We start from the raw sequence: 20,628 nt of genomic DNA on the forward strand, positions 1-20,628 counted from the left end.
CTTTCTATTAGTCGATTGGCAACATCGTGTGGCGACGCGCCTTGTGTACTTGTTCATCCGCATGGTAAGACGAGCGGACGAGCGGACCTGCCTCACAATGTGAGAATCCTTTTGATAGTGCGATCTCTTTCAACTCGGCGAACTCATCCGGGTGGTAGTAACGTTCCACCTCGAGGTGTTTCTTCGTCGGTTGCAAGTATTGACCGAGTGTCAAGATGTCGACGTTGTGTGCGCGGAGGTCATCCATCGCTTCAATCAATTCCTCTTTCGTTTCTCCGAGTCCGACCATGATTGACGATTTTGTCGGGATATCCGGGTTCAATTCTTTTGAGCGTTTCAAGAATTCGAGTGTGCGGTCGTATGTCGCTTTGGCACGGACTCTCGGTGTGAGGCGACGAACCGTCTCTAAGTTATGGTTCATGATGTCAGGACCCGCATCAATCAACGTCTGCAAGGCAGAGAAGTCACCCATCATGTCAGACGGGAGCACTTCGATCGATGTCTCTGGATTCATAGCACGGACGGCACGAACCGTTTCTGCGAAGACAGTAGCCCCGTAATCGTTCAAGTCATCACGGGCGACAGCAGTGATGACGACGTGCTTCAAGTTCATGAGGCGTACGGATTCGGCGACGCGCTTTGGCTCTTCCCAATCGAGCTCGTTCGGTTTACCGGTCGTGACGGCACAAAAGCGGCAGGCACGTGTACAAATACTTCCTAAAATCATGAACGTCGCGGTCCGACGTACCGCCCAACATTCATGGATGTTCGGACACTTGGCTTCCTCACATACCGTATGTAGATTTTTTTCGCGCATCATCTTCTTCAAACCGGTATACGTGTCGTTCGTATTTAATTTAATCTTCAACCATTCCGGCTTTCGTTTCAGTTCCCCTCTTGCCACAATAATTTCCCCCTTTTTGAAAGTTAACCTGTATCGAATTGAGTTTACCAAAAAAAGAATCAAAAACGAACCACGGAAATTATTGGTTTTGCCAATACAGTTTTCTGTGTATCAAAACAGAAACATTGTTTCAAAATGGTTACGCTTTCACGTGAGTCATTGTTTCTGAAAAATGGAGTTGCTATACTGTTGTTGACCACCTGAATAAGAACCAAATGTAACTGATACGATCAGGCATGGGGTGAACGAGCGTTGATGAGGCAACGCTTCTTCCTCCATGCCTTTTCGTTTGGGGGTCAGTCAAATTGGACCAAGGGGAGTGGGAACATGAACAAGGCATTGAACTGGACAGCAACACTCGGATTGACGACGGCACTACTCGTTTCATCGATTCCGGCAGCGGATGCGGTCTTGGCAGAAGGGACGCCGATGATGTCGATTGACCAGCGCGTCAACACGCAGCTAGAATCGATGACGCTCGAACAAAAAATCGGGCAGATGATCATGCCGGACTTCCGACTCTGGAACGGGGCAAATCATACATCTCTTGCACCGGAAGTGGCGCGTGTGATTGATCGTTTTGATCTCGGTGGCGTGATTCTGTTTGCGGAGAACGTGAAGGAGACGGAACAGACGACGAAACTCGTTCACGATTTACAGGAAGTCGTGAAGCAAGACGACAGTAACGACATTCCGCTTTTTGTCACGATTGACCAAGAAGGGGGTATCGTGACGCGTCTTGGGACAGGGACGAACTTACCAGGAAATATGGCAATCGGGGCGACTCGGAACAGTCAATATGCGTATGACGCTGGAAACATCATCGGTTCTGAATTGAACGCACTCGGGGTAAACGTGAACTTCGGACCGGTACTCGACGTCAACAACAATCCAGGAAACCCTGTCATTGGGGTCCGTTCATTCTCGAGCGACCCTGAACTAGTCGGCGAACTCGGGTCAGCGATGACACAAGGCATTCAAGACCAAGGTGTCGCGGCGACGGCGAAACATTTCCCGGGTCATGGGGATACGGCAGTCGACTCACACTATGGACTACCGATTGTCGATAAGTCGCTCGACGAATTGCGTGGACTCGAGTTGTTGCCGTTTAAACGTGCGATTACAGAAGGGATCGACATGATCATGACGGCACATATCGGCATGCCGCAAATCGAAGATGAGGTCGTCGAGTCGGATCGTGGGACGTTCCCACTCCCAGCGACGCTCTCGGACGATGTCATCACGGGAGTGCTACGTGAGGAACTCGGATATGACGGGATTGTTGTGACCGACGCGCTCAACATGCAGGCCATCTCCGACAACTTTACGGAAGCAGAAGCAGTCATCAAGACGTTTGAAGCGGGCGTCGATATCGCCCTCATGCCGACGATTTTGCGTTCGGAAGCAGACGTAATCAAACTTGAAGCCATCTTTGATGAAGTCATCCAAGCGGTGAAGGATGGACGTTTATCAGAGGCGACTATCGATGAGTCGGTCGAGCGTATTTTAAAACTGAAGGCAGAGCGCGGCATTTGGGGAGAGACGATTGACTCGACGACGCTCGAGGCGAAGCTTACAGAAGCGAACGCAGTCGTAGGTAGTGCGGAGCATAAAGCGAAAGAGCGTGAAATCGCGGAAGCAGCCGTCACACTTGTGAAGAATGAGGACAAGACACTCCCGTTCAAACCGAAAAAAGGGGACACGGTGCTCGTCTTGTCACCAGCGAAAGATCAAACGGACAGTATGGTGAAGACAATCAAGTCGCTTGAGAAGAACGCCGGGAATATGAAAGGCGTGAACGTCATCACGGCCAACTATTCGGCATCAACGCCACACTTAACGCAAAATCCGGCACTTCAGCAAAAAGTCGAGGCAGCCGATTACATTATTGTCGGTTCGAACGTGAACAATAGCGCGAAATTGAAGCCGACATCGGCTGACCATTACGTGCCGGCGGAAGTGTTCCGTTACGCCAACGAGACAGGGAAGAAATCAGTCTTACTCAGCTTGCGTAACCCATACGATATTGCCGTTCAGACGGATGCTCCGGCGCAGCTCTTGATCTATGGGTTCAAAGGCGATCCGAACGGACCGGACTCGGAAGCGGGTAACTTGAAATCGGCCGGACCGAACTTGCCGGCGGGCATTCGTGCCATTTTTGGCGAAGTGAAGCCGCAAGGAACGTTGCCGGTAGACGTGCCGGAATTTGTGGACGGTGTATTCCAAGACGAGAACTATGCACAGTTTGGAGATGGATTTAAAAACTGGAACCGCTAAACGAAAATGAGCTCACCCGATGGCGGGGAGCTCATTTTTTATGCCTCGAAATAGGCGATGACGAGTAGACCCGGACCGGTATGGGCACCGATGGCAGAGCCGACAAGTGTTTTCGTGATGTGTTTCGGTTGGACATGTCCAAGGACCATCTTCTCAAACTGTTCCGCTTTTTTAGAGTCGTCGCCATGACCGATGAAAAGGTCCCCGTTCTCGACGAGTGACTTCGATTCCATCGTCCATTCGACCATACGGCGCATGACCTTTTTATGACCGCGTACCTTTTCAATCGGGACGAGCTTCCCGTCCTCGACCGTCAGTAACGGCAGAATCGTCAACAAGTCACCGATGAAAGCGCTCGCTTTCGAGACGCGTCCGCCCCGCATCAAATATTCGAGTGACTCGACCGTGAACAAGTGGCGAATCTTTCCGACGAGTGAAGCCGCATATTCACTTGTTTCTTCATACGTATGGTCTTGTCCGTACTCTGCGACCGTCTTGACGAACAATGCCTGTCCGACAGAAGCCGTTCGCGTATCGATAATCTTGAACGTGCTGTCTGGATACTCCTCTTTGAGCATCTCACCGACCATGACAGCCGTTTGATATGTACCGGAGAGTTCTCCGGAGAAAGTGAGGTATAAAAACGGGATTTCGGCTTCGAGATGTTGACGGAAGCAATGCTCGATTCGCGACGCCTCGATTTGGAACGTCTTCGGTGTCTTACCTTGACGCATCGCATCGTATACGTCTTTCGGTTGAATCGTCTCCCCGTCTAAAAACTCTTCGTTGTCGATGATGACACCGAGCGGTAAAATCTCAAGACCGTACTCAATGATTTGATCGTGCGTCAAATCGGCCCCGGTGTCTGTGATCAGTTTAAACATTGGATGAATCACTCCTCTGTTAATTGTTGTTCGATCTCGCGTAATGGTTCATTCCGTTTCCACATCCGTTCGAGCTGGCTCACGAGTGTCGTTTGTTCTTCAGCCGTCAGCGACGCGTTTTGGAGCGTACTGACAGTGGAAAGGACGCGGTAGGCCCGTGTCAGAACATCTTGAACCGTGAGAGGAATGCCGAGCAAGTCTTCTAACGACGCCATCGTTTCCGGTACAATGGTCGGGTATGTGAACTTGGTCGCCTCCCCTTGGATGGCCAATTCATAAAAGTCTCGGATGATTTCGGCACGTTCGCTCCCGCTCTGTCTTACGCTCAAGTAAATTTGAACGGCGACGCCGCCACGGACGCGTCGTTGTGAAATACCGGCGAACTTTTTGCCGTCAATCGACAAGTCGAAACTTCCCGGACAGTACGAGCCGACGATTTCACCTGGGACGATGTCGTTCGTGACGTCTTGAAACATGTGTTGGATGAGGGAAGTCATGGCCTCATAGCCGCTGTCGATTTGAATGCCGTCATTCTCGGGTAAGATTAAAGATAAGTTCAGGACATCCTCGTCTAACACGACGGCGAGCCCACCTGAGTTACGGACGACCGGCCGGAAGCCGCGCTCGTGCAAATACCGGACCCCATCTTTTAAATGAGGTAACCTTGCATCTTGAATTCCGAGTACAATTGTATTCGTGTGCACCCATGCGCGCAAGACAGCGCCTGATTGTTGGGTCGAAGCACATAACGTGTCATCAGTCGCGAAGGATTGTTCCGCTTGAAACATCGTGCCAAGGCTCGATTGGTCGATCACACGATAACTCGGTTGTTTTAATAATGGATGGATCATATACTTATTTCCTTTTCACAAATAATTTTCCTTCTCATTATAGCATGGAGGGAACGATTCGTTTGAAGTCGAATCTAGAACATAACGAAACGTAGGAGGGCATGTCATGTACTCGTCACGAGGACAATTATCTGGGTCAAAAGTGTTTAAAGACCCGGTACACCGTTATATTTACGTCTACGATCATCTTATTTGGGAACTGATCAATACGAAAGAGTTCCAACGCTTACGTCGCATCAAGCAACTCGGGACATCCTTTTTGACGTTCCACGGCGCAGAGCACACGCGATTCCACCATTCTCTCGGCGTCTATGAGATTGCGCGCCAATTGATTGACCAGTTCCAACAATATCCGGAATGGGATGACCGCGACCGTGAACTGTTGTTGGCGGCGGCGCTCTTGCACGATGTCGGTCACGGCCCATTCTCACACGCGTTCGAACATGTCTTCTCTGTTCGCCATGAAGTGTGGACCGAGCGCATCATTTTAGGCGATACCGAGGTCAACCAAGTGTTGTCGGAGATGGGTGTCGGGTTCGCAGAAGAGGTGGCCTCCATCATCAACAAGACGCATCCGAACCGCTTGATCGTCAATATGCTCAGTTCGCAGCTCGATGTCGATCGGATGGATTATTTATTACGTGATGCGCACTTTGCGGGTGTCAGTTATGGAAAGTTTGATTTAGAGCGCATGTTGCGTGTTCTTAGACCAGATGAGGACCAAGTCGTCGTCAAACAGTCGGGGATGCATACGATTGAAGACTATATCATGCGCCGCTATCAAATGTATTGGCAAGTGTATCTTCACCCAGCGACACGTTCAAGTGACCTCCTCTTGAAAGCGATTCTCGAGCGAGCGCAGGAACTATATGAGAGCGGCTATGCATTCAAGATGATGCCGAAACATTTCTTACCAATTTTTGAGCAGAACAACATGTCGCTTGAACAATATTTAAAGTTGGACGAGACGGTCGTCTACTTCTATTTCCAGGAATGGATGGAGGAAGACGACGCGATTCTAGCCGATTTATCGAGCCGTTTCGTGAATCGTCGTTTATTGAAATATAAAAACTTCCCGGAAGCGAACCGCGTACGCTATATGGAACGGTTGCGGCAGACGATGGAAGGCATCGGACTTCCGCCGAAATATTACTTGCTCGAAGATCAATTGAGTCAGTTGCCGTATGACTTGTACAAAGGGCAGGGGAAGTATGAAGGCATTTATCTTCAGATGAACGATGGGGAACGGAAAGAGATTTCGGAAGTGTCGATGCTCGTCCAGTCGATTTTGAACTCGAGACAATCGGATGAAAAAATTTATTATCCAGAAGATGTGTTGCTAAACTTAAGGGATCATGCGAATGAAAAATCGTGGCTCTTGTCGACATTGAAATCCGAATAACCCGAAAAGGGGCGTGACACGATGGAGATTGCGACACTGATTGGTGGCATCGGGATTTTTTTACTCGGGATGACGTTACTCACAGACACGCTGAAAAAATGGGCCGGTACTCGACTTCGTCATCGGTTGAACCAATTCACCGATGGCTCGTTGTCGGGGGCGACACTTGGCGCGATGTTGACGGCTTTATTTCAATCCTCTACCGTCACGACGTTGATGACGATTGGTTTTGTGAGCGCAGGATTGATCACGTTCACGCAAGCATTGCCGCTCATCATCGGGGCGAACGTAGGTAGCGCGACGACAGGATGGATCATCGCCGTCCTTGGCTATAACGTAGACGTACGTCAAGTGTTCTTGCCACTCATCGGTCTCGGGATGGCACTTCGTCTCTCAGGACCACGTCTACGACGAATCGGGCTATTATTCGTCAGTATCGGTTTGATTTTTGTCGGGGTTGGGACGCTACAAGAGGCGATGCGGGATGTCGTCACGTTCTCGTTCGGACCAATCGAGTCGATGCGTTTTTCTCAACAGGCGTTCCTGATTGGCATCGGGTTTGCGATGACGGTTGTCCTTCAGTCGTCGACGATTGGGCTCGTCTTAACGATGACGGCTCTTGCGACCGCCGCGATTTCACTTCCGCAAGCCACTTTTTTGGTACTCGGTCAAAGTGCTGGGACGAGTCTTGTCGTGGCACTCGGTTCAATCGGAGGCTGGAAGTCGGCCCGACGCATCGTATTGGGGCATGCCATCTATCACGTGTCCATCGTCCTCATCGGATGGCTGACGTTTCCCGTTCTCTTCTATGTCGTCAATCGAGTAGCCGATTGGTTCAACTGGAACGACTTGTTACGTCTCGCCCTATTCCATACGACGTTCCATGTGTTAGGCGTCCTCTTGTTCTTGCCATTTTATCAGCCGTTCGCAAGAAGGTTACTAAAATGGATTCCGAGCCGATCAGAAAAATTGACACGTCTGCTCGACAAGAACATGTCGCAACTCCCAACGGTCGCCCTTGAGGCGGCTCGCCGGTCTTTACTCGAGATTGAACGCTATTTAGGGAACGAGACCGAGTTGCTCGTCCGGGAGGGACGTCTCCGGGAAGATGAATTGACGCTCGTCGACAAGACGCTGAGCGATGTCCGCGTCTTTTTGAGTACGATTCAACTAGACGATGTCGGAAAGCAAAATGACTACGGGCAACACTTGTCCCTCCTGCATTCAATCGACCATCTCGAACGGTGGTTGTACGTATTGCGTGAAATCGAACCGGTCCAGTCACTGCGGGACACGGACTTTTTAGCGGCGCGCGAACTCGTCTTGCACGAACTCGATCTCGTTCATCAATTGAACCATCATACGCCACCGGAAGATTCGAAGATGTGGAAACAGGCGTCAAAACAATTGGCGGAATATCGGAAGGCACATCGCTCTGAGCTGCTTGAAGAAACGGCGGCGAATCAGTTGGAGATGGACCAGACGATCCAAAAAGTACAAGTATTGCTGTGGCTTGACCGGATCGGTTACCACATTTGGCGGGCAACACGGCACTTGATTAAGCCGACCATGCCGAGTGAACGGTTCGAAGTGAACCGAGAAGATTGAAGTAAAATGGAGGAATGAAAATGGCGACATGGGTGACTCACTTTCGTATCGCGGAGCGGATTCTCGAGACAGATTCCGCGTTTGAACGCATACCTTTTTTAGTAGGAAATATCGGTCCAGACTGTGGGTTGGTCGGAGCGGATGGACGTCCTGAACCACCGAAAACCATCACCCATTTCAAAACAGAGAACGGGATCTCCTCTGATTTGTTCAAACAGACGTATTTAGATGGAGGGACCACAAAATCGAATACAGAATGGTCTTATTTAGTCGGTTATTATTTTCATCTGGTCACAGACGAATATTGGGTGCGGTTGACCCGTGCGAAAAAAGAAGAACCGATTGTACGGGCAATCGTCGGAACACCAGACTATACCCGTTTAGTCAAAACGGACTGGTATGGGATTGACTTTGAGTACTTGGCAAAACATCCGAATCATATCTTTTGGACGGACTTCTGTCACATTGACTCGTTCGAAGACGTCTTACCGTTTTTCCCACAAGGACAAACGGGACAACAAATTCAAAACATCACGTCCTTCTATAAAACACATCCGTTTGACCCACAGCATGAATATGTATATATGTCACCTGAAGAGGTCGATGATTTCATTGAAGAGGTTCTTTGTGGGCTACAAGCGAAAATTCAAGAAGTTCAACGAATACATATTTGACGTGGTGCTTAGACGAAAAAACGGACCCCGATTCAAGGAGTCCGTTCGTTACTTATTTCTTGTCCGCGTGCATGACGCCGGCTTGACCGTAGTGCGTCGCATCCATCTCTTCGATGAAGACAGTGATGTTCTCTTTCGGAGCATTCGTTGTCTCTGAGACTGCATCCGTCACTTTTTCAATTAACGCGCGTTTTTGTTCCACGGTACGGCCCGGGAGCATTTTTACCGTTACGTAAGGCATGGGTCATTCCTCCTTTGCTGAAGTCTCTTTCATTGTAGTGAATCCACTTCCTCGAGAAAAGAAAATTTTCGTCCACCTCAAAGCTTGCGCTCACTTTTTCAACATTTCGGGTAAGGAACAAGACAGAGCGAATGTAGGAGGAATGAAGATGAAGTGGAAAGGTAGACAACAGAGCCGTAACGTCGAGGACCGAAGAGGGCGTAGCATCGGAGGAAAAGGGATTGCCGGGGTCGGGGGTGGTCTCGGATTGATTCTCGTCATCGTCTTTACATTATTGAATGGGGGAAGCCCGACCGACCTCGTCAACAATATCGGACTAGGTGAGCCGCAAACTGAAGGAACATACACCGGTACGGAGCGAGAAGAGGAGATGGCGGACTTTGTGGCGGTCGTCTTGAAAGATACGGAAGAAGTATGGACAGATATTTTTGCGGAGAACGGCATGACGTACCAAGAACCGACGCTCGTCCTGTTCTCGGGACAAGTTGAATCCGCTTGCGGCATCGCCGGGTCGGCGGTCGGCCCCTTCTACTGTCCGGGTGATCAAAAGCTGTACATTGATTTAAGTTTCTATGATGAGCTGAGTCAGCGTTTCAATGCGCCGGGTGATTTTGCGATGGCGTACGTCGTCGCCCATGAGGTCGGGCACCATGTCCAGACGCTTCTCGGAACGACAGAAGAGATTATGCCGCTTCGGAATGAGATGAGCGAGACTGAATTCAATCGCTATCTCGTCCGTTTCGAGTTACAGGCGGACTACTACGCAGGCGTATGGGCGCATCACGCGCAAGGACTCGGTTACCTCGAAGCAGGGGACGTCGAAGAAGCGATGAATGCAGCTCACCAGATCGGTGACGACACGTTACAACGTCAGGCGCGTGGATACGTGACGCCGGACTCGTTCACGCATGGAACGTCGGAACAGCGGATGCGCTGGTTCGAGAGAGGCTTTGAGAACGGGTCGATTCAAGGTGGAGATACGTTCAATACGAACAACTTATAGGTCGGGCGCACGCTCGACCTTTTTAGCCGGTTGGAATATGAGGAAAGAATCCGCTATCATAAAAGAACAACAGTTGCAGGAAGGGGATGACCCGATGGAATCCTTACTTACGAAAATTGATTTAGCAAAAGACGATATGACGGCGGTTGAAAAGAAAATCGCGGACTATATCTTGTCCCATTCAACGCTCATTCCAAATATGACGACGAAAGAACTTGCCCAAAAGACGGATGTATCCGAGGCGAGTATCGTCCGTTTCGCCCGCGTAGTCGGGATTGATAGCTTTAAAGCATTTAAGCTTGCGCTCGTGAAAGACTTGGCCGTCACAGAAACGACATTGACGGACTTCAACGTTCTCCAGCAAAAAGATACGCCGTACGATTCGTTTCAAAAAGTCATCCATGTGAATAAAGCGGCGATCGAGGCGTGTGCCGAAGCGATGGACAAACGCGAGCTCGAACATGCGGTGGACTTATTCGCGCGCGCGAATCGTGTCATCTTTTATGGGGTCGGTGGATCGTCGACTGCAGCGATGGATGCGCAATATAAATTCACGAAGCTCGGGTATGCGGCTACGACATCGTCGGACTTTCATTATATGTTGTCGTTGATTCCGCATTTAGGAAAATCAGACGTATTCGTCGCCATCAGCACGTCGGGACGGACGAAAGATGTGCTCGAACTCGTTCGTTTCGCCAAGAAGAAACGTGTGCCCGTCATCGCCATTACGAACTTGGACAAGTCGCCACTTTACCGAGAAGCGGACGTACGCCTTTGCACGCCGAACGTCGAGAGCGATTTCCGGATTGCGAGCATCGCCTCGCGGATGACGCAATTAACAATTGTCGATACGTTATATATGGGTCTCTTGCATCGAAAAGGAGAAGGCTTGATTGATCGCTATGCCGAAGCGCGAGATGAGATGGTGAAGTTGCGCCGATGATCAGACCGTATTCGAAAGAAGATCGCGCGGAATTGGAAGACTTCTTGGTGAGACAACGTACCTTTGCCCGTTTGAATGGACAGTCCATTCAAGCGTTCCGTGATGAGAACGTGGCGGATTTTGCAGAGGACGGCACCGTCAGTCTGATTATTCGTGCAGATGGACGGATTGTCGCCATCGCGGACCTGTTGAAACGACATCCCGTGGACGGTTCGCTTTGGCTCGGATTGTTCGTCGTCGATGAGACCCTTCACGGGACGGGCTTGGCGCAAACGTTATATGAACAAGTGGAAGAAGAGTATATGCGCCCCTATCAGACGGTGTTTCGATTAGGTGTCCTTCCGAACAATCTGCGCGCTCGTCGGTTTTGGGAGCGAAACGGCTATGTATACGAAAAGGATTCTACCACGAATAAAGGCGTGCGCGTTCACGTCCTGAAGAAACAACTCATTCGACCGGAGTGAGTTTTTCTTTCGTAAATACTGAAATTAAATTTCAAAAATAATTAATAATAAATTGACTTTAAGTTTCAGTATAGTACGATGAAATCATAGAGAAGAAAGGATGGTGGCGATGCTAGAAAAATTGGCTACAGAAAGACGGAATGAACGAACGATGCAACTAGATGAGATGTCGATCGAGGAGCGATTGACGTTCATGAACAGTGAGGACCGACAAGTCCCGCAAGTGATTCAACATCAGATTCCCGTCATCGCGCAAGTCGTGGAGCGGGTCATCGCATCCTTTCGTAAAGGCGGTCGCTTGATTTATATCGGGGCGGGTACAAGTGGACGTTTAGGCATTTTAGACGCCGCAGAGTGCGTACCGACGTTCGGGGTGTCCCCAGATCAGGTCATCGGGTTGATTGCCGGTGGCGAGCGTGCGCTCATTCAAGCGGTCGAGGGAGCAGAAGACAGCAAGGAATTGGCAGTCGATGATTTGAAAGCGCTTCAACTGACGGCGGACGACACGGTCATTGGGATTGCGGCGAGCGGACGGACGCCATATGTGATTGGAGGTCTCGATTATGCGCGGGAAGTTGGGGCAACCACTGCGGCCATCTCCTGTAATCAGGACGCAATCATCAGTCGACATGCAGACTATGCCATTGAAGTGGAGACAGGACCGGAAGTGTTGACCGGTTCGACACGATTGAAGGCAGGGACGGCACAGAAATTGGTCCTCAACATGATTTCGACAACGTCGATGATTGGAGTAGGCAAAGTGTATCAAAACTTGATGGTCGACGTGAAACCGACGAACGAAAAATTAGAAGTACGTGCCAAGCGGATGATCGCAGAAGCGACAGGGGTCGACATGGAAACGGCCGCGCGTTATTTTGCGTCATCTAAAGGCCATGTCAAAACAGCGATCGTCATGATTTTGGCGGACGTCTCTTACGAAGAAGCCATCAAACGATTAGAGCGTGCGAACGGGTTTGTCCGCGAGGCGCTATAAGGGGGAAAATCGAGATGAAGAAAGAAGAGGTTTTAGCACGGGACATCCTCGCACATGTCGGGGGGAAAGAGAACATTCGTCAACTCGCTCACTGTATGACGCGTGTCCGGTTGTCGTTGAAGGATCCGACCAAAGCCGATCTTGACGCCTTGAAGAAGATTGATGGCGTCATGGGTGTTATCGATGATGAGACGTTACAAATCGTCGTCGGTCCGGGAACGGTGAATCGGGTCGCGGATTATATGAGTCATGAGACAGGCCTTGCGATTGGAGAAGAGTCAGTGGATGCGAACTTGACGCCAGAGGAACGCGCAGCGGTGGAGCGTCAAAAAGTAAAAGAGAAGCAAAAGTCACCGTTCAAACGATTCCTTCGTCGACTCGGGAATATCTTCATTCCGCTCATTCCGGGTCTCGTTGCTTCAGGAATCATCAACGGGGCGGCGAACTTTGCCGTCAACGCCGGTGTCGACCGGACGGAGACGTGGATGCAGATTTTACTCGTCCTCGGTAGCACAGTCTTCGCATACTTAGCCATCCTCGTCGGGTGGAACACGGCGAAAGAGTTCGGGGGGACACCGGTGCTCGGGGCGATTGCCGGGGGGATTCTATTCAACCCACTCCTCGCAGACATCGTCATTTATGGGGAACCGCTCGTCGTCGGACGCGGTGGCTTGTTCGGTGTCATTTTTGCCGGTTGGCTCATGACGTATATCGAGAAGCATATTCGTCGCTTCATGCCGGTATCGATCGATATTATCTTCACACCACTCTTCACGGTCCTCATCGTCGGATTTACAGCACTCTATGCGATCATGCCGGTCGCGGGTGTATTGTCAGATGGGATCATGCGAGGCATTAATGCGACGCTTGAGTTCGGGGGACCTGTCGCGGGGGCACTTTTGGCCGGTTTCTTCTTGCCGCTCGTCATGGTCGGGTTACACCATGGTTTGACGCCGATCCATTTAGAACTGTTGAATACGGTCGGGACGACGCCGCTTCTTCCAATCTTGGCGATGGCGGGTGCCGGTCAAGTCGGTGCGGCGCTTGCAATCTTTGTGAAGACAAGCAACCCGCGACTCCGTAATATTATCAAAGGGGCCATCCCGGTCGGTTTCCTTGGAATCGGCGAACCGCTCCTTTACGGGGTCACACTTCCGCTCGGACGTCCGTTCTTAACGGCATGTCTCGGGGCAGCGGTCGGTGGTGCCTTCCAAGCAACGATGAAGACGGCTGCACTTGGAATTGGTGTATCGGGTCTATCCCTTACACCGCTGATTGACGACGGGATGTATTTGACGTATGTCGCCGGACTATTGATTTCGTATACGGCAGGCTTCCTGTTCACTTATTTCTTCGGCTTCAAAGAAGAGATGGCGGATGGGATTTGACAAACAAAGATGGCTCGGTCGAGTCATCTTTTTCTATACGTTTTGTGAGGAGGGAAATAGATGAGAGGGATTTCTGTTTACTTAAGTGAGGAATTGACGTCTGCGTCCATTGATTGGATCGAACGCATGCGAGAGAGCGGGTTCACGAGCATCTTCACGTCGCTTCATATTCCGGAAGACGATTCGACGTTATATACAGGACGGCTCCAGCAGTTAGGGGAATTGGCAAGACGCCTAAACATGGAACTCGTGGCAGACATCGCCCCGTCATCTCTACAGGCGCTCGGTAAGGACTGGAATGATGCCCATACACTGTTGGACTGGGGCGTCACGGGGTTACGTGTCGACTATGGCGTCACACCGAAACAAGTGGCCGACTTGTCACGACATATGATGGTCGCACTTAATGCCAGTACACTCACGGAAACAGAGCTTGAAGAGATGTTGCGACAAGGGCTACGACGGGACCACGTCGAAGCGTGGCATAATTTTTATCCCCGTCCCGAGACGGGGCTTGACCGCTCCTGGTTTGACGAGAGAAACGCCTGGTTACATGCACAAGGAATCAAAGTACAGGCGTTCATTCCTGGAGATGAACAGTTACGTGGACCTCTTCATGAGACGTTACCGACACTCGAGGAGCATCGCCATCAGTCTCCGCTTTCGTGTTATATCGATTTACAAGCGACGGTCGACCGAATTTTGATTGGTGACCCGCGCGTGTCCAATCAGGCGATGCGACAATTTCAGGTGTACGATGAAGGAATCATCGTCCTTCGTGCAACTTCAGAGTACAGTGTCGATTCATTACCGACACTGCATACGAACCGGATGGACCCAGCCCGAGATGTCATTCGCTCGGTCGAATCGAGAGCTTACGGACGACCCGGGGACCATTTGATTCAACCGCAACATACAGAAGAACGACTGCTCGGCAGCATCACGATGGACAACGAACGATATGGGCGTTATGCGGGAGAACTGCAAGTAACGAAGCGAGATTTGCCGGCAGATGAACGGGTCAACGTCATCGGTCGGGTCATTGAAATGGACCGCACGCTCATCCGTCACATTGGACCGGGAAGACGTTTTCAAATTGACTGGAAGTGACTCAGGATTGCCACCATCCTATATCATTGTGTACAGTAGAGAGGGAGGGTGGAACATGAAAGACATTAATTTTAATATCATTTCAGACGACGCGACGGACGGGCACGGCGGTTTTGGTGTCGGTTCGCTTAGTTTAAATAACATGTCCCCGGTTATCATCGATGTCGAGGCGGGTACGGCGACAATCGATATGGGTGCGATGCACGCCAAGTCTGCCATCGAGAAGCGAATCAAGTTTTTGACGGACCAAGAAGCGGTACCGAACGGGAAACCGTATTGGATCGTTTGGGTGACGGTCGGTCGAAAACGAGAAGGCTTTTACTATGGCGGCGTCGCGGCATGTGACATGTCGGTAGATGTCGAAGCGAGACGAGGCTATAAATTATTGCCTTATCACGTCAATCAGATGGACAAATCGTTGAAGGGTCGGATTTTAATCGACATGATGGACGCTCCGTCCCGCGACGTATTGGCGAATTTCCTACAAGAACATCGCCCAGAAATTTGGACGAACTCGACTGAACTTCATGCAGAGCTCGAGCGCTTAGGTGCCGAGTAAAAAGATTGGACGATTTTTTCGTCTCCAATCTTTTTTGTTTCGCATTTTTGGGAGTAAAAGGAAATTATGTAACTGAAGAGATATTCATTTGTAATTGTATGAAAATTCAGTATTATGATATACTGACTACATTGTGAAAAAAAGAAAGGGTGATACGATGAGCGAAACGAAAAAAATCTTAATCGGTCTCGCGCTAGGTGTTGTAGTTGGTCTCGGATTGGCGGGATTGCCGGATTCAATTTATGAGATTGTGAATCCGTATATTTTATCTCCGGTCGGAACGGTCTTTTTGAATCTGATTAAAATGTTAGTCGTGCCGATCGTCTTCTTCTCGATTATTTTAGGCGTCATGGGTCTCGGGGACCCGAAAGAGCTAGGTCGGGTCGGGACGAAGTCGATTTTGTTCTTCTTAGCGACGACAGCACTCGCGATTATGTTGGCGATGGGCGTCGCATCTGTTTTACAACCAGGGGAGCGTGGGGACTTCCAAACAACAGGTCTTGAATTTGAATCTACAGCGACCGAGGAATCGTCAAATATCGTACAGACATTCGTCAATATGATTCCAACGAATCCGATTACGGCACTCGCTGAAGGGAACATGCTTCAAATCATCGTCTTTGCAGCATTGATTGGATTCGCGCTGATTGCCCTTGGTGACAAGGCGAAGACATGGCGTCAATTCGTCAAACAAGGTGATCGCATCATGATGTACTTGATTCATCTCGTCATGAAGCTCGCGCCATACGGTGCATTCGCATTGATTGCTTCGGCAATCGGAGGCATCGGTCTCGATGCGGTCGTCGCCATGGCATGGTATATGATTGCCGTTGTCTTGACGCTCTTCTTACACGCAACGATTGTATACGGGGCAGCCGTTTACTTCATCGGAAAGATGAGCCCAGTGTTCTTCTTCAAAAACTTCTATGAGGCGATGACATTCGCATTCTCGACATCTTCGTCGAATGCGACGCTTCCGGTATCGATGGAAGTCGCCCAGAAGAAACTCGGTGTACCACGTTCGATTTCGTCGTTCGTGCAACCACTCGGGGCAACGGTCAACATGGACGGAACGGCCATCATGCAAGGTGTTGCTACCATCTTCATCGCGCAAGTATTCGCGTCTGACTTAACAATGACTCAATTGTTGACGGTCGTCATTACGGCGGTCCTTGCTTCAATCGGGACAGCAGGTGTACCAGGGGTCGGGCTTGTCATGCTTGCCCTCGTCCTTCAGTCGGTCAACTTGCCGGTAGAGGGAATCGCCCTCATTATCGGGGTCGACCGTATTCTCGATATGCTTCGCACATCTGTCAACATCACGGGGGATGCGGCATGTGCGGTCGTCGTTTCGAAATTGGAAGAAAAACATCTACCACCAGTCGACGAAGACTCGTGGGATGAAGCAGGTGCGACCTCTTCATCAACGCTATGATATAGTAGAGGACCATGACAACGCGTCATGGTCCTTATTTTGTGAATAGAAAGAGTGATGATTATGGAATGGGAACTGCTCCCGCTCCCTTTATTTTTAGCCATAAGCATCATACTAAATAGTGTGATTGCGGTGGCTGGGGTGTTACCGAGTGCTTTTTTGACGGCGATCAACGTGAGTGTCCTCGGTCTCGTACCCGGTATTCTCGTCTCGATTGTCGGTGAGGCGGTAGGAGCCATCGTCAGTTTCATTCTTTACCGAAAAGCGCTGCATCGTTATACGTCCCCGGACGGTGGCCGGTTTCAGCGACTCCGTGAGGCCACAGGGGCGGAGGCATGGTTTCTCGTCCTTGGCATGCGTCTCATGCCGTTCGTACCGTCGGGACTCGTCACGTTATCGGCAGCGTTCAGTCGTATGACACTCGCCTCATTCGCGGTCGCAAGTACGATTGGGAAAGTGCCTGCCCTCATCATGGAAGGGCTGGCGGTGACGGCAGCGATGCAATTGACGGTCGGATGGCAACTGTTCTTGGTCGGTCTCGTCGGGGTTTCTTACCTCGTCTGGCGAATGCGTCAGAGAAGAGGCGAGAAGATATGACAAAACGCCTCGACGAAACGCTTACCGATCGTTTTCTTCCGTAACACGGCCCAGTCGATTAAAATCGATTCCTCAAAATCTTTTAAGAAGGTTTCGTGAAGTTGTTGGATTGACGTCGTATCGAACTGGGCGATCATCATCTCGTGATTCAGAAACATACTTCGGAAATCGAAGTTGGCTGACCCGACGAGGGCAACTTTGCCATCGATCAGGAGCGTTTTCGCATGGATGAAATGGCGATTGTATTTATAAATTTTAATGTTCCGCTTCAACAGCTGTTCGAAATAATATTCGGTCGCATGGAAGCTGAACCATTCGTCTCCCTTGCCCGGTACGACGATGCGCACATCAATGCCGCTACGACCTGCGACTTCGAGAATCGCCAACAGTTCAGGTGGAGGAACGAGGTATGGGGTGGTGAGCCAGATCGACTCTTTTGCCTCCATCAACAGACGCATCAACCCATCGCGAATCGTCACGTCTTTACCAGGTGACGTGACGAGCAGTTGTGTCGCCCCGTTTTGTCCTTTCGGTTCATTCACAAAGTACTGAGAGAGGTGCTCTTCATCTGCGAATAGGTCCCACGTCTCATCAATTGTCCCTTGTCCCGCATACAGCCAGTTCTCGACAAAAAGCTGTTGGAGTTCTCGGACGAGCGGACCTTCGAGACGTAGATGCGTGTCACGCCAGAAACCGAGCTTCTCATTTTTTCCGAGATATTCATCACCGACGTTCAACCCGCCTGTTAGCGCGATTCGCCCATCCACGACAATCAGTTTTTGATGGTTGCGGAAGTTGGCATTGAAAACGAGGTATGGATGCAAGACCGGGTCAAACGCTTGGACGTGGACACGGGATTCCCGTAACGGCTGGATAAAGTCTTCCCCGATTTCTTGGCTACCGAGTCCGTCATATAAAAAGCGAACGATGACGTTCTCATTCGATTTTTGGATAAGTGCATCTCGGACCTTTAATGAAATCTCATCGGTTCTAAATAGATAGTATTGAATGTGGATATGGTCGGTCGCACTGTTGATGGCATCTAATAACGCCTCGAACTTTTCTTCGCCGTTGACGAGGAGAGTTGTCGACGTGTGAGCGTCCGCACCGCTTGCTCCTAGTTTTTCAAGTGTCCGCGTCAATGGATAGGCAGACACGATATCGGGAGAAGTCTCGATTGTTTCACTCTCAATGGCTTGTCTTAGCAGCCGGATTTCTGATGACGTTCGTTTAAAGCGTCGATGGCGACGCGGCGTACGGCCGAACATGACCCATGCCAAGACGCCGATGAACGGGATGAAGAAGACGGTCAATAACCAGGCGAGCTTCCCTTGGGGCTGTACTTGGTCAAATAAAATCTGCCAACCAACGACGAGCGGTGCGACGATTGCGATTCCGATTAATACGGGAATGAGGACATCGAGCCAAAATAAGAGACCGACGAGCAAAATGACGCTGATGATCATGATGATCAGTTGAATGACGCGACGTTTCAAAGGAAACACCACCTTTCCATGAACGATGAAAACGAGGGGAGATTCCCCTCGTTTTTTAGTAAACGCTGTTCAGGACAGCGTTAATTTCGTCCGCATAACGAACGAAGAAGTACACATTTACTGCGAGAGAGAATAGGACGAGGAAGAGACCGAACTGTGCTTTGACCCGATTTCGATTCCAGTAATAGAAGACGGACAAGAGCACTGCCAGTCCTACGAATAGAGCGATGACTTCAACGATTCCCCAGACGATGTCCTTGGATAAAAACATGTCGACGATTGTCATGACGACGTAGATGAAAACGACAATCCCCATAATCACGACTAAAATAGCTAAAATGATGCTAATCCAATCCGAGCTAACTGCGTCAATTAGGTTTTCAATGGCCATTTCATATTCGCTCATAACCGTTCCTCCTTTCGACCGATTGCATAACTATACATCCATTACCCTTTTTTCAACATCTAAAATCAAGCTTTCACTGGCGGATGAATGAATGAGGGAAGTGGAATTTTAGAAACGATTGCCACGACCGCGAATACATAGAGCCAACTATTCGGTGGGAAAAAGAGCACGAGTAACACGATGATGGCCAACGGTTGTCGCATCGCCGTGGCGAGTAAAGCGCTCGTCGTCAGAACGACTGAAAATGTCATATCGAGTTCGAACAAGAGACTGAAAAAATAACCGAGTGTGAACGAAGAGAAGAGGAGCGGATAAATATGACCACCGCGCCAGCCGGTCGCTAGACAGAATGCCGTAAAGAGCAGTTTTAACACGCTGTAGAGAAGAAGAGTGTATAGCGGGATGAGTTGCCAGTCTTCTGCATATTCGAGAATCGTTTCTTCTCCAGAGAAGAGGAGGTTCGGATAAAGAAGAGCCATGATTCCAATCCCGACGCCGCCGAGCGTTGTGAGGATTAGAATAGGCACGTTTGAGAAGAGATGCATCAATGCATGTTCACTGACCAAGTAAAGCCATCCGAGAACCATGCCGCCAAGAATAATGAATAACATCGTCCAATCAATCTGGACACTTTCAATCGCAGGGAACTTAATGATGAACGGTGGACGCTCGTCAAGTTGATTGAGTAAATAAAATGTCCCGATTCCGGCGAGTGTCGCAAGCAGGTTCAGCATCGGTTGCTTTTTCTGCTCGCTTTCTTCCGCCGCAATGGCACCAAAGAGTGGCGCGTTGAAGACAATTCCGAGTACGACGGCATGACCGACTTCTTGCAATTCCGCTAATTCTTGACGGACGTGACGGATGCGCTCCGAGAACCATGTCGTGAGTCCGCCGACGATGCCGACGAGCGCGGCCTCGGGACCGAGACTTGCTCCTCCAATGAGAACGAGGAGGGCGGTCAACGTCGTATATCCGATCAAACGATAGTCAATGCGCCCCGTTCCTTTTCGTTCTTCTAACACTTCAGGCATGAGACGGGGCATTCGCCCATACCGACGTTGCAACAGACCGATGCATACCCCGGCGATGACCGGTACGAGAAACAAATAAAACGGAAAATTAAATTGCTCAGGTACCGTATGCCACACAACGTGAATCCCTTTATAAACAACGGATAGAAAGAGCCAACTCACTAAGCCGATGATGATTCCGAGTACGATGGCATAACCACTGACAATCCATGATTTCATCTACATCTCCACCTCTTTCGCTCGCGTCGACCTTCTATAATATGCTATCTCCTGAACATCTCAGACCGAAACCTAAAAAACGATGAAACCGTATCGAAGTGATGAAAACGACAACCGCTTCATACGAAAAACAAAAAAGTGC

At 50.0% G+C, this 20,628-nt stretch carries 20 protein-coding genes; 13 read left to right on the top strand and 7 right to left on the bottom strand.

Annotation, left to right across the window (positions count from 1 at the left end):
• Nucleotides 1-7: 7 nt before the first annotated feature.
• A complete protein-coding gene (lipA, locus tag AC5LIL_RS01950) occupies nucleotides 8-910 on the bottom strand; it encodes a lipoyl synthase (RefSeq protein WP_339962969.1) in 903 nt (300 codons plus the stop codon).
• A 321-nt stretch (nucleotides 911-1,231) separates the two neighbouring features.
• On the opposite strand from lipA, the gene AC5LIL_RS01955 reads away from it, so the two are divergent.
• Nucleotides 1,232-3,181 carry a glycoside hydrolase family 3 protein gene (locus AC5LIL_RS01955; protein WP_499824690.1) on the top strand — a complete coding sequence of 650 codons (1,950 nt, stop codon included), beginning with the start codon at nucleotides 1,232-1,234 and terminating at the stop codon, nucleotides 3,179-3,181.
• 38 nt (nucleotides 3,182-3,219) lie between these two features.
• On the opposite strand, the gene AC5LIL_RS01960 is transcribed toward AC5LIL_RS01955, so the two are convergent.
• Together AC5LIL_RS01960 and AC5LIL_RS01965 are read right to left on the bottom strand one after the other, a co-directional pair.
• On the bottom strand, nucleotides 3,220-4,065 hold the full coding sequence (locus AC5LIL_RS01960; protein ID WP_214784888.1) for a DegV family protein: 846 nt from the start codon (nucleotides 4,063-4,065) through the stop codon (nucleotides 3,220-3,222).
• A gap of 8 nt (nucleotides 4,066-4,073) precedes the next feature.
• Complete coding sequence (locus AC5LIL_RS01965; RefSeq protein ID WP_214784887.1) at nucleotides 4,074-4,916, bottom strand: lipoate--protein ligase family protein; 843 nt, start codon at nucleotides 4,914-4,916, stop codon at nucleotides 4,074-4,076.
• Nucleotides 4,917-5,022: 106 nt separating this feature from the next.
• Here AC5LIL_RS01965 and AC5LIL_RS01970 point away from each other — a divergent pair, with 106 nt between their 5' ends.
• Genes AC5LIL_RS01970 through AC5LIL_RS01980 form a run of 3 tightly spaced genes read left to right on the top strand, consistent with a single transcriptional unit; the run spans nucleotide 5,023 to nucleotide 8,600 of the window.
• Nucleotides 5,023-6,318, top strand: a complete 1,296-nt coding sequence (locus AC5LIL_RS01970) for an HD domain-containing protein (protein ID WP_499824691.1) — start codon at nucleotides 5,023-5,025, stop codon at nucleotides 6,316-6,318.
• Between the two features lie 21 nt (nucleotides 6,319-6,339).
• Complete coding sequence (locus tag AC5LIL_RS01975; RefSeq protein ID WP_214784883.1) at nucleotides 6,340-7,926, top strand: Na/Pi cotransporter family protein; 1,587 nt, start codon at nucleotides 6,340-6,342, stop codon at nucleotides 7,924-7,926.
• A 20-nt stretch (nucleotides 7,927-7,946) separates the two neighbouring features.
• Nucleotides 7,947-8,600, top strand: a complete 654-nt coding sequence (locus tag AC5LIL_RS01980; protein WP_339962901.1) for a hypothetical protein — start codon at nucleotides 7,947-7,949, stop codon at nucleotides 8,598-8,600.
• Between the two features lie 52 nt (nucleotides 8,601-8,652).
• Here the strand turns inward: AC5LIL_RS01980 and thmT are convergent, their stop codons facing one another.
• Nucleotides 8,653-8,841, bottom strand: coding sequence for a 2-hydroxymuconate tautomerase (gene thmT / locus AC5LIL_RS01985; protein ID WP_012727443.1), 189 nt, complete (start codon nucleotides 8,839-8,841; stop codon nucleotides 8,653-8,655).
• Between the two features lie 148 nt (nucleotides 8,842-8,989).
• On the opposite strand from thmT, the gene ypfJ reads away from it, so the two are divergent.
• The 9 genes from ypfJ (at nucleotide 8,990) to AC5LIL_RS02030 (ending at nucleotide 17,334) form a co-directional block, all read left to right on the top strand.
• The gene (ypfJ, locus tag AC5LIL_RS01990) at nucleotides 8,990-9,844 is read left to right on the top strand and encodes a KPN_02809 family neutral zinc metallopeptidase (protein WP_214694680.1); all 855 of its coding nucleotides are present in this window, start codon (nucleotides 8,990-8,992) and stop codon (nucleotides 9,842-9,844) included.
• A gap of 94 nt (nucleotides 9,845-9,938) precedes the next feature.
• Nucleotides 9,939-10,787, top strand: coding sequence for a MurR/RpiR family transcriptional regulator (locus AC5LIL_RS01995; RefSeq protein ID WP_074035742.1), 849 nt, complete (start codon nucleotides 9,939-9,941; stop codon nucleotides 10,785-10,787).
• A complete protein-coding gene (locus AC5LIL_RS02000; RefSeq protein WP_214784879.1) occupies nucleotides 10,784-11,251 on the top strand; it encodes a GNAT family N-acetyltransferase in 468 nt (155 codons plus the stop codon). Before AC5LIL_RS01995 ends, AC5LIL_RS02000 begins: the two co-directional genes overlap by 4 nt.
• Before the next feature lie 100 nt (nucleotides 11,252-11,351).
• Nucleotides 11,352-12,245, top strand: a complete 894-nt coding sequence (gene murQ, locus AC5LIL_RS02005) for an N-acetylmuramic acid 6-phosphate etherase (protein ID WP_499824693.1) — start codon at nucleotides 11,352-11,354, stop codon at nucleotides 12,243-12,245.
• 14 nt (nucleotides 12,246-12,259) lie between these two features.
• A complete protein-coding gene (locus AC5LIL_RS02010; RefSeq protein ID WP_499824694.1) occupies nucleotides 12,260-13,633 on the top strand; it encodes a PTS transporter subunit EIIC in 1,374 nt (457 codons plus the stop codon).
• Between the two features lie 60 nt (nucleotides 13,634-13,693).
• Nucleotides 13,694-14,743 (top strand): DUF871 domain-containing protein, encoded by a 1,050-nt coding sequence (locus tag AC5LIL_RS02015; RefSeq protein ID WP_499824695.1) that lies wholly within the window; start codon nucleotides 13,694-13,696, stop codon nucleotides 14,741-14,743.
• A 55-nt stretch (nucleotides 14,744-14,798) separates the two neighbouring features.
• Entirely contained in the window at nucleotides 14,799-15,302 is a 504-nt protein-coding gene (locus AC5LIL_RS02020; RefSeq protein WP_337874904.1) for a YwhD family protein, read from the top strand.
• Between the two features lie 157 nt (nucleotides 15,303-15,459).
• Complete coding sequence (locus AC5LIL_RS02025) at nucleotides 15,460-16,737, top strand: dicarboxylate/amino acid:cation symporter (RefSeq protein WP_339962897.1); 1,278 nt, start codon at nucleotides 15,460-15,462, stop codon at nucleotides 16,735-16,737.
• 63 nt (nucleotides 16,738-16,800) lie between these two features.
• A complete protein-coding gene (locus tag AC5LIL_RS02030) occupies nucleotides 16,801-17,334 on the top strand; it encodes a TVP38/TMEM64 family protein (RefSeq protein WP_499824698.1) in 534 nt (177 codons plus the stop codon).
• On the opposite strand, the gene cls is transcribed toward AC5LIL_RS02030, so the two are convergent.
• From cls to AC5LIL_RS02045, 3 genes are all read right to left on the bottom strand, one after another.
• Nucleotides 17,310-18,839 (bottom strand): cardiolipin synthase, encoded by a 1,530-nt coding sequence (gene cls / locus AC5LIL_RS02035; RefSeq protein ID WP_499824701.1) that lies wholly within the window; start codon nucleotides 18,837-18,839, stop codon nucleotides 17,310-17,312. The genes AC5LIL_RS02030 and cls overlap by 25 nt on opposite strands.
• Before the next feature lie 46 nt (nucleotides 18,840-18,885).
• Entirely contained in the window at nucleotides 18,886-19,236 is a 351-nt protein-coding gene (locus AC5LIL_RS02040) for a hypothetical protein (RefSeq protein ID WP_074035622.1), read from the bottom strand.
• A gap of 65 nt (nucleotides 19,237-19,301) precedes the next feature.
• Nucleotides 19,302-20,486 (bottom strand): chloride channel protein, encoded by a 1,185-nt coding sequence (locus AC5LIL_RS02045; RefSeq protein ID WP_339962894.1) that lies wholly within the window; start codon nucleotides 20,484-20,486, stop codon nucleotides 19,302-19,304.
• Nucleotides 20,487-20,628 lie beyond the last annotated feature (142 nt).

It is taken from the genome of Exiguobacterium sp. RM11 (assembly GCF_059821525.1).

Coding starts and splice junctions, on each gene's coding strand:
- AC5LIL_RS01955 (WP_499824690.1), top strand. CDS start 1,232: ATGAACAAGGCATTGAACTGGACAGCAACACTCGGATTGACGACGGCA.
- AC5LIL_RS01960 (WP_214784888.1), bottom strand. CDS start 4,065: ATGTTTAAACTGATCACAGACACCGGGGCCGATTTGACGCACGATCAA.
- AC5LIL_RS01965 (WP_214784887.1), bottom strand. CDS start 4,916: ATGATCCATCCATTATTAAAACAACCGAGTTATCGTGTGATCGACCAA.
- AC5LIL_RS01970 (WP_499824691.1), top strand. CDS start 5,023: ATGTACTCGTCACGAGGACAATTATCTGGGTCAAAAGTGTTTAAAGAC.
- AC5LIL_RS01975 (WP_214784883.1), top strand. CDS start 6,340: ATGGAGATTGCGACACTGATTGGTGGCATCGGGATTTTTTTACTCGGG.
- AC5LIL_RS01980 (WP_339962901.1), top strand. CDS start 7,947: ATGGCGACATGGGTGACTCACTTTCGTATCGCGGAGCGGATTCTCGAG.
- thmT (WP_012727443.1), bottom strand. CDS start 8,841: ATGCCTTACGTAACGGTAAAAATGCTCCCGGGCCGTACCGTGGAACAA.
- ypfJ (WP_214694680.1), top strand. CDS start 8,990: ATGAAGTGGAAAGGTAGACAACAGAGCCGTAACGTCGAGGACCGAAGA.
- AC5LIL_RS01995 (WP_074035742.1), top strand. CDS start 9,939: ATGGAATCCTTACTTACGAAAATTGATTTAGCAAAAGACGATATGACG.
- AC5LIL_RS02000 (WP_214784879.1), top strand. CDS start 10,784: ATGATCAGACCGTATTCGAAAGAAGATCGCGCGGAATTGGAAGACTTC.
- murQ (WP_499824693.1), top strand. CDS start 11,352: ATGGTGGCGATGCTAGAAAAATTGGCTACAGAAAGACGGAATGAACGA.
- AC5LIL_RS02010 (WP_499824694.1), top strand. CDS start 12,260: ATGAAGAAAGAAGAGGTTTTAGCACGGGACATCCTCGCACATGTCGGG.
- AC5LIL_RS02015 (WP_499824695.1), top strand. CDS start 13,694: ATGAGAGGGATTTCTGTTTACTTAAGTGAGGAATTGACGTCTGCGTCC.
- AC5LIL_RS02020 (WP_337874904.1), top strand. CDS start 14,799: ATGAAAGACATTAATTTTAATATCATTTCAGACGACGCGACGGACGGG.
- AC5LIL_RS02025 (WP_339962897.1), top strand. CDS start 15,460: ATGAGCGAAACGAAAAAAATCTTAATCGGTCTCGCGCTAGGTGTTGTA.
- AC5LIL_RS02030 (WP_499824698.1), top strand. CDS start 16,801: ATGGAATGGGAACTGCTCCCGCTCCCTTTATTTTTAGCCATAAGCATC.
- AC5LIL_RS02040 (WP_074035622.1), bottom strand. CDS start 19,236: ATGAGCGAATATGAAATGGCCATTGAAAACCTAATTGACGCAGTTAGC.
- AC5LIL_RS02045 (WP_339962894.1), bottom strand. CDS start 20,486: ATGAAATCATGGATTGTCAGTGGTTATGCCATCGTACTCGGAATCATC.